Origin of the sequence: Parabacteroides sp. PFB2-10, assembly GCF_029893085.1 — a bacterium.
GTDB lineage: Bacteria > Bacteroidota > Bacteroidia > Bacteroidales > Tannerellaceae > QVMG01.
The window spans coordinates 1-12948 of record NZ_JARXWI010000010.1 but is presented as its reverse complement, the minus strand read 5'-3'; the positions used below and the strand labels follow the sequence as shown (position 1 = coordinate 12948).

Here is a 12948-nt window from a genome sequence, read left to right as displayed (position 1 = left end):
GCATTGTTATTGCATTTTATTCACTTGTAGCATACATTCCAATGAGCGACCCGGTGAATCCGCCGGCAGTTGCTGTCGAGAGGTAGCTGGCATCTACCTGATCGGTCAACAGTTCCCATTTGCCCTCTTGGGTAGCATAATAGAAGGCATATTGAAGACCTGTCGATACAACCTTCATATCAAGGAATTTTCCCTTCTTAACCGGTGTTTCCGCCAGTGTTTTTTCACCCGAATCGCTTGTCTGTATCAGAGAAACCGAATAGCCGCCGGCTGTTTTTTGCAAAGCAAAGAAATAATGGTGTGCCTCATCCTTGAATAATAACATACCTGCTTTCTGCTTTTCATTCTCCGGATGAAACTGCATACGGGTTTCACAGGTGAATTGATGATGTTGCATCCGGCGACCAATATAAGCAGGTGTTTTCATCTCTGCCGCCTTGACCGGTGAGCACTCCAACGCCAGTTGTCCGGGACGTTTCTCAAACGAATACAGATCGGTTGCCGGTGTTCGCAGAGTTAGCCATTCCATACCTAATTGATTGGTATCGAACTCATCTTTCCAGGTGAAATTACCAAAAGTAACCTCTTCTCCCCTTTCAACCCCTTTTCGTTGTGAGATCATAGGGATCAGTTCTTCGTCGCGTGTCATATAAGGAAATCCGTCGTCGCTCCAGCGCACAGGCATCAGGAAGGTTTCGCGTCCCAGGTTTTCAAACTGATTGTTGATCGGACGGCATGCCAGAAACACGGCCCACCAGTCGCCCTCTTTGGTTTGTATCAGGTCGGCATGACCCGCACAGGTGATTGGGTTCGGACGATCGCCCGGCAGATGTCTTTGGGTAAGAATCGGATTCTTATTCCAGGGTTTGAATTCGCCCATCGGGCTATCACCCATGAAAATAACTTCCGAATGTTGTTCGCTTGTGCCCCCTTCGGCAGCCATCAGGTAGTATTTGCCGTTTATTTTATATAAATGTGGCCCTTCGATCCATATTGGTTTTTCTGCCAAATTTACACCTCCGTTTACAAGCATTTTCCAGGGACCAATGGTTTTGTCGTTCACTACGTCGAACTCGCGTACCCGGATCGAACGATGTCCTTCATACAATTCTTTCCCATCCATCCCGTCGTTGTTGACGATATACGCACGGCCGTCGTCGTCGAAGAAAAAGGAGGGATCAATCCCCCCTACCTCAGGCAGAGGGATTGGATCCGACCAAGAGCCGAAAGGATCCTTTGTCTTCACAAAGAAATTTCCGGCAGAAACATTAGTGGTTATCATGTAATACGTTTGGTTGTGCGGATTATATTCGATGGCAGGTGCAAAGATACCTCTGCTGATACCTCGTCCTTCCATTCTTGTCAGCTGGGACGGTCTGTCTAATACATGGCCGATCTGCTTCCAGTTCACCAGGTCTTTGCTGTGAAAAATGGGTACACCCGGAAAATAGGCGAAAGAGGAGGTCACTAAGAAGTAATCCTCTCCATTCGTGCATATGCTTGGGTCGGAATACCAACCGGGAAGTATCGGATTATAGAACTGATCTTTTCCGGTCAACGGATTCTTTTCATAAAAATCGTCATGACCCGTATAGGTAAAGTAATCGTAATAAGCGACAGGCTCTTCTTTTATGGCCGGCTCGCAAGAGACAATGAAGAACACTGACAAAAATATAAGGCACAAAGATATTTGTGTGGCACTTTTCATGGTAATCACATTTTTATACATTCATTAGTATTCAGCAAAGGTAAAAACAAGAAAAGAAAGAGTATTCATTATTAGATACGCATCTTTTTGCGTATGTTACATTTTTGCAAAATGTGTTACATAAACCATGACGTATGTTACATGCACGATCTACGACGCCCTGTTGGAACAGCCGGCACAAAACATAATACCAAGCCTAATCACCTGTCTTTCTTTCTCTTTTCTATTGGCATCCCGCAGCTTGTATCCCATGCGCAAATTTTTGTAACATACAATCACTTCAATGCATTCCTGCATGAATAGTTACAGAGCGATCCGTGATTGTTAATTTATGTTTACATCCCTACTTGTTCAGAAACCCCTAATTTACGATTTGTAATTTCCGCGGGACTTTGCGCGCAAAAAAGCGGGAGTATTTTTGCAAACTCCCGGGAGAAACACTTTTTAACGTATAAATTTGTAAGCAAAACGGCATTTTTGCTTACAATCGATATTTTAACATTTGGGAATTTTGGCGTGCAGAAAAAGCACGGTAGATTGACTTCTTTTGCAGGGGCTCAGCCCTCAAAACAAAAAAGAGGCTGCCTGATACATTTCAGACAGCCTCTTTCTTTATATTAAACGTATGTTAGGCGTTTTGTAATATGTTTAATAACTCGGATAATGACTCTTTGGCATCACCCAGCATCATGGTTACTTTATCCTCCATATCATACAGCGGATTCGGCACGCCGGCATAACCCGGTTTGCGGTCGAAGTTACAGATGATGATATGTTTCGCCTGCTCTACATTCAATACGGGCATCCCATAAATAGGGGTGTCTTTCGCATCATGAGCAGCCGGGTTCAATACATCGTTGGCTCCGATCACCACGACCAGATCCGTATCTTTGAAGTCATCGTTGATATTATCCATCTCATACAACTGGTCGTAGGCCACATCGGCTTCTGCCAGCAATACATTCATATGTCCCGGCATACGTCCGGCCACCGGATGAATGGCGTATCTAACCTCCGTGCCCTGTGATTCGAGTGCGTTGGCGAGCTGGCGAACCTGGTGTTGCGCCTGTGCCAAGGCCATGCCGTAGCCCGGAACAATAATCGCCCGTTTGGCCGATTTCAGTACCTCTCCGGTATTAATGCCTGTCGTCTGTTGTGGCTCGGCAGCGGGGGCATCGCTCTTCTGCGTGTTCATCTCGCGCATCACCTGTGTTAATGATTCTTTGGCATCACCAAGTATCAACGCTACCTTCTCTTTCATATCATACAACGGATTGGGAACGCCTGCGTAGCCCGGTTTCCGGTCGAAGTTGCAGATGATGATGTATTTGGCCTCGTCTACATTCAATACCGGCATGCCATAGATCGGAGTTCCTTCCGCGTCGCGAGCCGCCGGGTTCAGTACATCATTGGCTCCGATCACCACCACCACATCTGTATCTTTGAAGTCATCATTGATATTGTCCATTTCATACAGTTGGTCGTAGGCCACATCGGCTTCCGCCAGCAATACATTCATATGCCCCGGCATACGTCCGGCCACCGGATGAATGGCGTATCTAACCTCTGTGCCCCGTGCTTCCAACGCGTCGGCCAGCTGGCGAACCTGGTGTTGCGCCTGTGCCAAGGCCATACCATAACCGGGAACAATGATCACCCTTTCGGCCGATCTCAGCCGCTCGCCGGGCGAGGTCTCTTGAGGTTGTGGTTCCGGTGTGGCGCTTTCCGTTGCTGTTTCAATAGGCTTCTCATTGTTTCCAGGCGCAGGATCTACCGATGTTTTCCCCATCAGGATAACCGCCAGGCTCCGGTTCATAGCCCGGCACATGATCTGTGTCAGAAGCAGTCCCGATGAACCGACGATACCTCCGATGGAAACTACCAACAGGTCGCCGATCGCCATACCGGCAATCGCGGCCGCTATCCCGGCAAGGGAGGTCAACAGGGAGATGGTGATCGGCATATCAGCGCCGCCTACCCGGATGGCAAATGCCAAGCCGAAAAACGAACCGAACACCACGGCTGCCGCCATGATGAAATAGATATTCGACAGGATGCCCATATCTTGGCCGATGAAGAAGGCAAAAACAACCGAAGCGATGGAGCCAATCATCAATAGAATGGTGATCAACTGATGGTTTTTCCAGATAATAGGCTTCTGGGAAAGTAACCGGTGCAGTTTACCTGCCGCCACCATACTACCGACAAAGGTAACCATACCAACCACAATAGCCAATGTGGCTGTTACGTTGACAAACAGCGGGTAGTCGGAAGGTTTTACGCCAATGTTGATAAGCGTCAAAGCGCCCACCACAGCACCGGCCAGTCCGCCCAGTCCGTTCAGCATGGCCACGGTCTGTGGCATCTGTATCATCTGCACCTTATAGGCCAGGACAGCCCCGATAAGGCTACCGATCAGTATAAACGCGTAGATTGTCCCGACTTCGAAAATTTGGTAATACCACAGGGTCACCACCGTTCCCGCCAACAGACAGAACGATAATAACAGGTTGCCACGAACCGAAGAGGAGACTTTGCTCATCATGGATATCCCCAATAGAGAGAGGAGCGAAAGAACTACACAAACAATATAATAGAATGTTTCCGTCATCATTTGTCAGTCGTTTTTTTCTTGGGATTAAACATCTTGAGCATACGGTGGGTCACACCAAAGCCGGCCACCACATTCACGGTTGCCAGAACGACCGCTATTCCACCGAATATCTGCCCGATTACGAGCCCTGTTCCTCCCGCCTGATACGAATATCCGACAGTGATCACCGCGCCCAACAGGCAGACGCCGGCCAGCGCATTCATCCCTGTCATCAGGGGCGTATGCAATAGGCTCGGCACATTCTTGATAATGAAATAACCAACGATGGAGGATACGATAAATATCAGTACCAGAAATATCGGATTCATTGTCTTACTGTTTATTCATGGCTTCCAAAGCCCCTGTATGTACTACTTTACCGTCGATAGTCACTAAGATAGAGTCTACGATTTCGTCTGATCTGTCTAATTCGATCTTTCCGTCTTTTACCAGGTATTTCACCAGATTGTACACATTGTTAGAGAACATCCAGGTCGAGCTGGTCGGCAGCATACCCGGAATATTCTTAATACCTATCAATGTAACACCATGTTTTACTTCTGTTTTCCCTGCAGGCGTGATGTCGCAGTTACCGCCCTGGTCGATCGAGATATCGACAATCACCGAGCCGTTTGGCATCTCTTTGACCATCTCCTCCGTAATCAATACAGGAGCAATCTTGCCCGGAACCAACGCACTTAAGAACACCACATCCATATCTTTCAATACTTCACGCAGCTTCGCGCGTTCTTTGATCAGCCATTCTTCGGGCAGATCCTTGGCATAACCCCCTTCGGCTATCGCCATCTCGGCAGGTATTCCCATGTCAACCACCTTAGCGCCCAGGCTCTGTGCCTGTTCGATGGCTGCCGGACGAATATCTGTCGCGTAAGTAACGGCGCCCAGTCGTTTGGCCGTAGCCAAAGCCTGCAAACCGCCTACACCCACACCAATCACCAATACCTTGGCGGGTTGAATAGAACCTACCGCTGTGAACATAGGAGGCATAAACTTCGACATGGCGTTGGCAGCCAGAAGCATACCTTTGTATCCGGCACAGGTGCTCATCGATGTCAGCGCATCCATATTCTGAGCGCGTGAAATACGTGGAATACCGTCTAAGGTCATGCTGATCACGCCCCTGTCGGCTAATTGGCGCACCATCTCATGGTTGACGGGCGAGGCCGGGTGTATAAATGTAATCAGATACTGTCCCGGATGCATCAGATCCACTTCGTGTTTGTTGAACTCGTTGTTGAAGAGCGGTTCTTTTACTTTCAGGATCAGGTCTGCTTTGTTGAAAATCTCTTCGGCAGAAACAATGATCTCTGCACCGGCCGCTTTATAGGCTTCATCGAAATAGAAGGAACCTTCTCCGGCTTTGTGTTCAACCAGAACTGTTGCGCCATCGGCGATAAACTTCTTTACTGTCTCCGGGCTGGCGGCTATACGGGCTTCACCAGGCATAATCTCTTTTGGAATGCCAATAATCATAATGATAGTGTTTTTGAATGATTTATATATGATTTAAGTCTTTTTTGCGCCAAAAATGTGTACTCCTACATCATATTGGTTACAAAATGCTCCAAATGTAGTAATAAATACAAATATCTTTTCCTGTTTACCTATTTTTATTTCTTCTTCCCCTGGTTGGCTACGGCGTCCATCAGTTTTTTGATCTCTTCGGGATCGCCTAAGAAATAATCTTTCACCGGATTCAGCTGATCGTCGAATTCGAACACATAAGGCACGGCTGTCGGCAGGTTCAGGTTGATAATATCCTGATCAGATATGTTTTTCAGGTACTTGATAATACCGCGCAAGCTGTTTCCATGTGCTACGACCAATAATTGGTCTGCCGTTTTTAGATTCGGGAAGATCACCTCTTTCCAGTAGGGGAGGATGCGGTTGATTGTATCTTTCAACGATTCCGTACGTGGCAATTCGTTATCGGGTATTTCCGCGTAACGCGCCTCGAACCGCGGATTGCGCGGATCATCTTCAGCTATCGGATGAGGAGCTACATCGAAGCTACGGCGCCAAATCAACACCTGCTCATCGCCATATCTTTCGGCTGTTTCGCTTTTGTTCAATCCCTGTAGGTCGCCGTAATGCTTTTCATTCAGACGCCAGTTCTTTTCTACCGGTATCCAGTCCTGATCCAGTTTATCGAGCACTACATTCAATGTCTTAACCGCCCGTTTCAGGTAGGAGGTATAGGCTTTTTCGAAGGCAAAACCCTCCCCTTTCAAATATTCACCCGCCTTACCGGCCTCTTCGATCCCTTTGGGGGTTAAATCTACATCTGTCCATCCGGTAAACCGGTTCTCTTTGTTCCAGGTGCTTTCGCCATGACGCAACAAAACAATCTTTTTCATCTGTTTTCCTTTTTAGTTATACCTATTTATATAACAAGCAAGGTGAGGCAATGGTTAAATCTTGTTTTTCAAAAGCATTTGTAACTTTTTGCTTATAAAATGTAATAATAACACTTAAAAATAGAACAAAAGTATAGCGAATAAATGTTAAAACATAGGGTAAAAGTAGCATTTTGTCATTCCATTTTTTGCGTGCTAAAAAAAAGATGACGTAATTTGCATCATCAAAAAACACAAAAACTCAATTATACGTATCACACGTAACCAAGCAATTCGAAAAGAACCTTAACTCAAACGCTGAAACTATGGTCAAATTACCCCTACTATTTGTACCATAATTCAAAAAAAGAATCCCTGCTGCTTGTGCAACGGGGATTCTACTTTATAAAGTTGTTTGTGGAATGTTCTTTCTCTATTCCGGAAAATCAAACTAAATGATCGGTTCTAACACGGAGAGGCTCTTGTTTAACTCTTCGTCGGTCAGGTTGTAATTGGTCAGGTCGCCGGAGATATACTGGTCGTAAGCCGCCATATCGATCAAGCCATGGCCGGAAAGATTGAAAAGAATCGTGCGTTGTTTACCCTCTTCTTTGGCCTGTTGCGCCTCTTTGATAGCGGCGGCGATGGCATGCGAAGACTCGGGTGCTGGAATAATGCCTTCGGTGGCAGCAAACAGACTGGCCGCTTCGAATGTGTCGAGCTGTTTGATATCAACTGCTTCCATCAGTCCGTCTTTCATGATCTGGCTCACAATCGATCCGGCACCGTGATAGCGCAGTCCGCCGGCATGGATATGCGCAGGCGAGAAGTTATGACCCAATGTAAACATTGGCAACAGGGGCGTGTAGCCTGCCTCATCGCCAAAGTCATATTGGAATACGCCGCGTGTCAGCTTCGGGCAGGAAGCCGGTTCGGCCGCCACGATACGGATATCTTTTCCTTCGGTCAATTTATGGCGCAGGAACGGGAAGGCGATACCGGAGAAGTTGGAACCTCCACCAAAGCAGCCGATCACCACGTCGGGGTATTCCCCGGCCATCTCCATTTGCTTTTCAGCTTCCAGCCCAATAACTGTCTGATGCAACATCACATGGTTCAATACGCTACCCAAGGTATATTTACAATTCGGGGTTTGCATCGCCAATTCAACCGCTTCTGAGATGGCAGTCCCCAGGCTGCCCTGGTAATTAGGGTTGTCGGTCAGTATTCTACGTCCCGCTTTGGTACTCATACTGGGTGAGGCAATCACCTGCGCACCGAAGGTCTGCATAATGGAACGACGATAGGGCTTTTGGTGATAACTGATCTTCACCATATATACCGCCAGTTCCAACCCAAAGGCTTTGGCGGCATACGAAAGCGCTGCACCCCATTGGCCGGCGCCTGTTTCTGTTGTGATATTGGTGACTCCCTGCTTCTTGCAGAAATAGGCCTGCGCAATAGCGGAGTTCAGTTTATGGGATCCGATCGGGCTTACGCTTTCATTCTTAAAATAGATATGCGCGGGCGTATCGAGCGCTTTCTCCAATCCGTACGCACGTACCAGCGGAGTCGGACGGTAGTTTTTATATAGGTCGCGTACCTCTTCAGGTATTTCAATCCAACGATCGGTATAGTTCAGTTCCTGCTGTGCCAATTCTTCGGCAAAGATAGGATACAGGTCTTCCGGTTTAAGAGGTTGTTTGGTCTGAGGATTCAATGGAGGCAGAGGTTTGTTCTCCATATCTGTGATAATATTATACCAGGCGGTTGGTATATCTTTCTCCTCCAATAAAAACTTTTTTCTATTCATAATGCGTAATATCTGATTATTTTATCGAATTTAGGCCAATTGCCTTACAAATTGCCAGCAAAGGAACAAATAATATTTCATACTGCCATACAGTGATTAAAAATATATACCTTTGCGCTCTGATCCATAAACCAATAAATGACTCTGTTATGAAACGCTTTTTCTTCTTTCTCTTATGCCTGTCGATCATGGCTCCTGCGTGGGCGCAAAAAGAAGGTTTCTCCTATAAGTTTTACGGTTTTGTACGCGGCGATATCTTCTATAATAGCCGGGCGAATGTAGCTCCTGTGGATGGAAACTTCTATATGTATCCGCTCGATATACAGAAAGATGCCAATGGAGAAGATCTGAACGCCACACCCAATGGCAGCTTCTATACCTTCACCACCCGCCTGGGTATCGACCTGACGGGTCCCCGTTTAGGCAAAGCCCTCACCTCTGCCAAGATAGAAACCGACTTCGGAGGATTCTCTCCCAGCACGACCATGCTACGCATCCGCCAGGCCTATGTTGCCCTGGATTGGGAGAAGAGTCAGTTATTGATCGGGCAAACCTGGCATCCGCTCTCCGGCGCTGTCATGCCCGATGTGTTGAATCTCTCCTCCGGCGCGCCGTTCAATCCGTTCAACCGCAGCCCGATGTTGCGCCTGCAGCATAAGGTAAACAGTGTGAAACTCACGGCTGCTACCATCTGGCAACTACAATACCTCTCAGCCGGCCCGGCAGGCGCCAGTGAAGATTATATCAAAAACAGTTGTATTCCGGAGGTGTATGTCGGTGCCGACCACACTTCACAACACTGGCTGGTGGGTGTAGGTGCGCATCTGATCTCGCTGAAGCCACGCACCGCCTCCACCAAAGAAGGACATATATATAAGGTAGACGAACGGGTGACAGGCGTAACCGCCGAGGCGCATCTGAAATATAGTAAAGACCTCTTTACGTTTGCAGCCAAATCACTCTTGGGTTCAATGACCGACCACTCGGCCATGCTGGGAGGCTACGGTGTGCATGCCAGCGATTCAAGAACTGGTGAGCAGACATACACCCCTTTCCGCCGTTCCACCTCCTGGGTGAACTTCACCTATGGCGCGAAGTGGAAGGCAGGTCTCTTTGTCGGATACTCCAAGAACTTGGGCACCACCAAGTCTCTGATCGCGTCCTCTCCGCTCTATGGAAAAGGGCTGGATATCGATCAGTTGTTTATGATCAACCCCAGCATCTCCTACAATTTGGGTTATTGGAAATTGGGGATTGAATATTGCCTGTCGACAGCCTACTATGGCAGTGTGGAAGCCAAAACCGGGAAGGTACTCGATACTCATTCGGTCAGCAACCACCGTGCATTAGGGCTTTTGGTTTATACCTTCTGAAAACAAACTCTTCAAAAGAATGTCCTGTTCAGCCGATTTTCCATAAATTTGCTGGCGAACCATAATATCCAATAAGATGCAATTATCGATCGACCAGAAAGACATTGAGAAGTTCCTTATGATTGGAGATAAGGTACTGATTAAACCCAAAAATCCACAAACACACACCAAGTCGGGACTCTACCTGCCACCCTCGGTGCAGGAGGGCGAACGCATTCAGGCTGGCTATATCATCAAAGCAGGCCCAGGCTATCCCCTACCCTCGCAAGTAGAAGAACATGAAGTCTGGAAAAAGAAAGAAGAGGAGGTACATTACCTGCCGCTGCAGGCGCATGAAGGCGACCTGGCTGTTTATCTGCAGAATGCTGCGTATGAAATTATCTTCAATGATGAGAAATATCTGATCGTTCCGCACTCCGCCATCCTGATGCTTATCCGGGATGATGAATTGTTCAAATAAACGTCCTTTAAACGTCAAAACATTTCGAAATCAAGTTTTTTAATATATTTTTGCAACCGCAAAGCAAAACAAACTATCAATCAGTATATTTTAATGAACAAAGTCGTAAGTAAAGAGCAATTCTCTGCTAACGTAGTCAAACTCGAAGTAGAAGCGCCAATGATTGCCCGCTCTCGCAAAGCCGGCCATTTTGTAATCGTAAAAGTAGGAGAAAAAGGCGAACGTATCCCGTTGACCATTGCAGGTGCCGACAAAGAAAAGGGAACGATCACCCTGGTAATCCAACAGGTAGGCAAATCGTCCCAAAAGATTTGTGCATTGAATGTGGGCGATGAAATAACAGACCTGGTCGGTCCGCTCGGACAGGCCACACATGTTGAAAAGGTAGGAACGGTGGTATGTGCCGGTGGTGGTGTCGGTGTAGCGCCATTATTGCCCATCGTAGAGGCCTTCCACCAAGCCGGCAACCGGGTAATTGTTGTACTGGCTGCCCGCACCAAAGACTTGATCATCCTGGAAGAACAGATGAAAGCCAATTCGGACGAAGTGATTATCATGACCGACGACGGCTCGTATGGCACGAAGGGACTGGTGACCGACGGCGTAGAAAGCGTGATCAAACGCGAGCAGGTCGACCTTTGCGTAACGATCGGCCCGGCCATTATGATGAAGTTTGTTGCTGCACTCACCAAGAGATATGAAATCCCCACCGTCTCTTCCCTGAACACCATCATGGTAGACGGAACCGGTATGTGCGGCGCCTGCCGCGTAACCGTTGGGGGCAAAACGAAATTCGTTTGCGTGGACGGCCCTGAGTTCGACGCACATCAGGTAGACTTTGACGAGATGATTATGCGCCTGGGCGCATATAGAGAGCAGGAGAAAAATGGATAATTGATAATTGTCAATTGATATTTCCCTCCTAAACAACCGATTATACTAACAAGATATTGATGTTGGCATCTCATTATCCATTATCAATTATCAATTATCAATTATCAATTCTATTTATGGACAATTTAATTACAGCTCGCCGCAACGAACCCTGGAGAGAAGAACTGCGTAAGAGCAAGAAAAATAAAGAACGTGCGGATATTCCCCGCGTACACATGAACGAACTCGATCCGGTATACCGTAGCCGGGTGCGTAACGAAGAGGTAAACCTGGGGCTTACCGCGGAACAGGCCATGCAAGAGGCCGGACGTTGCCTCGACTGTGCCAACCCGACCTGTATGCAGGGTTGCCCCGTCAACATCAATATCCCTACCTTTATTAAATACATGGAGAAAGGGGATTTCCTGTCGGCTGCCAAAACACTGAAAGAAACCAGTGCGCTTCCGGCTGTCTGTGGCCGTGTGTGTCCGCAGGAAAAACAATGCGAGGCACAATGCATCCACCTGAAAATGAACAAAGAGGCGGTAGCCATCGGTTACCTGGAGCGCTTTGCGGCTGATTATGAACGCGAAAGCGGACAGATATCCGTTCCGGAAATTGCTCCGGCTAACGGAATCAAAATCGCCGTTGTCGGCTCAGGCCCTGCCGGGCTGTCGTTTGCCGGTGATATGGTGAAATTGGGATACGACGTGACGGTGTTCGAAGCCTTGCACGAGATTGGTGGCGTATTGAAATATGGTATTCCCGAGTTTCGTCTGCCCAACAGCATTGTCGATGTGGAGATCAACGGACTGCGCCAGATGGGAGTGAAATTTATTAATAACTGCATTGTAGGCAAGACAATCAGCTACGAAGATCTGCACGAAGAGGGATTCAAAGGAATCTTCGTGGCCAGCGGAGCGGGTTTACCTAACTTTATGAATATTCCGGGTGAAAACCTGGTAGGCGTGATGTCTTCGAACGAATACCTCACCCGCGTGAACCTGATGGATGCCGCCAACCCGGAAAGCGATACCCCGGTATTGATGGGCAAACATGTGGCGGTGATCGGTGGTGGCAACACCGCTATGGACTCGGTACGCACCGCCCGCCGTTTGGGAGCCGAGCGCTCGATGATCATCTATCGCCGCAGCGAAGAAGAGATGCCCGCGCGTCTGGAAGAGGTGAAACATGCGAAGGAAGAGGGAATCGAATTCATGACCTTGCATAACCCGATCGAGTATATCGGAAATGAATCAGGACGGGTCACACAAATGCGTCTGCAAAAGATGGAACTGGGCGAACCGGATGCCTCCGGACGCCGTCGACCCGTGCCTATCGAAGGAGCGATCGAGACCATCGAGGTGGATGAGGTGATCGTCAGCGTAGGCGTATCTCCCAACCCGCTTATCCCAAGCGCATTCAGCGGACTGGAGGTTAGTAAGTGGGGCACGATCATCGTCGATCAGGAAACCATGCAATCGGCTCTGCCCGATGTGTATGCCGGAGGGGATATCGTACGCGGAGGAGCCACCGTTATCCTGGCCATGGGCGACGGGCGCAAAGCGGCAGCTGCCATGCATGCCCGGTTACAGCAATAAAAAACAATCTAACATACCATAAATGAAGCGCATCGGCAGTTTTGTCGATGCGCTTTTGTTTTATATATCAACCATACGGAGAATTCTATCGTCGATGCGCCTCGACAGTACTGTCCATGCCCTTCGACAGTTCTGTCCATGCGCTTCGACAGTACTGTCGAGGCGCATCG

The 12948-nt window shown here is 48.0% G+C and carries 10 protein-coding genes; 4 read left to right on the top strand and 6 right to left on the bottom strand.

Annotated features, from left to right (window positions below):
- Nucleotides 1-16 precede the first annotated feature (16 nt).
- From M2137_RS10375 to M2137_RS10350, 6 genes are all read right to left on the bottom strand, one after another.
- Complete coding sequence (locus M2137_RS10375) at nt 17-1708, bottom strand: glycoside hydrolase family 43 protein (RefSeq protein WP_280766368.1); 1692 nt, start codon at nt 1706-1708, stop codon at nt 17-19.
- A gap of 628 nt (nt 1709-2336) precedes the next feature.
- Complete coding sequence (locus M2137_RS10370) at nt 2337-4319, bottom strand: NAD(P)(+) transhydrogenase (Re/Si-specific) subunit beta (RefSeq protein ID WP_280766404.1); 1983 nt, start codon at nt 4317-4319, stop codon at nt 2337-2339.
- Nucleotides 4319-4630, bottom strand: coding sequence for an NAD(P) transhydrogenase subunit alpha (locus tag M2137_RS10365; protein WP_280766367.1), 312 nt, complete (start codon nt 4628-4630; stop codon nt 4319-4321). The genes M2137_RS10370 and M2137_RS10365 overlap by 1 nt, the downstream gene beginning before the upstream one ends.
- 4 nt (nt 4631-4634) lie before the next feature.
- Nucleotides 4635-5795 (bottom strand): NAD(P) transhydrogenase subunit alpha, encoded by a 1161-nt coding sequence (locus M2137_RS10360; RefSeq protein WP_280766366.1) that lies wholly within the window; start codon nt 5793-5795, stop codon nt 4635-4637.
- Between the two features lie 137 nt (nt 5796-5932).
- Nucleotides 5933-6679, bottom strand: a complete 747-nt coding sequence (gpmA, locus tag M2137_RS10355) for a 2,3-diphosphoglycerate-dependent phosphoglycerate mutase (protein WP_280766365.1) — start codon at nt 6677-6679, stop codon at nt 5933-5935.
- Between the two features lie 430 nt (nt 6680-7109).
- Nucleotides 7110-8471: a TrpB-like pyridoxal phosphate-dependent enzyme gene (locus tag M2137_RS10350; RefSeq protein WP_280766364.1), complete on the bottom strand. Its 1362-nt coding sequence runs from the start codon at nt 8469-8471 to the stop codon at nt 7110-7112.
- A 149-nt stretch (nt 8472-8620) separates the two neighbouring features.
- Here M2137_RS10350 and M2137_RS10345 point away from each other — a divergent pair, with 149 nt between their 5' ends.
- The 4 genes from M2137_RS10345 to gltA all read left to right on the top strand — a co-directional run bounded on the left by M2137_RS10345 (nt 8621) and on the right by gltA (nt 12778).
- On the top strand, nt 8621-9844 hold the full coding sequence (locus tag M2137_RS10345) for a hypothetical protein (protein ID WP_280766363.1): 1224 nt from the start codon (nt 8621-8623) through the stop codon (nt 9842-9844).
- A gap of 76 nt (nt 9845-9920) precedes the next feature.
- Complete coding sequence (locus tag M2137_RS10340; RefSeq protein ID WP_280766362.1) at nt 9921-10304, top strand: co-chaperone GroES family protein; 384 nt, start codon at nt 9921-9923, stop codon at nt 10302-10304.
- Nucleotides 10305-10397: 93 nt separating this feature from the next.
- Complete coding sequence (locus M2137_RS10335; RefSeq protein WP_280766361.1) at nt 10398-11198, top strand: sulfide/dihydroorotate dehydrogenase-like FAD/NAD-binding protein; 801 nt, start codon at nt 10398-10400, stop codon at nt 11196-11198.
- Nucleotides 11199-11314: 116 nt separating this feature from the next.
- On the top strand, nt 11315-12778 hold the full coding sequence (gltA, locus tag M2137_RS10330) for an NADPH-dependent glutamate synthase (RefSeq protein WP_280766360.1): 1464 nt from the start codon (nt 11315-11317) through the stop codon (nt 12776-12778).
- The last annotated feature ends 170 nt before the right edge of the window (nt 12779-12948 follow it).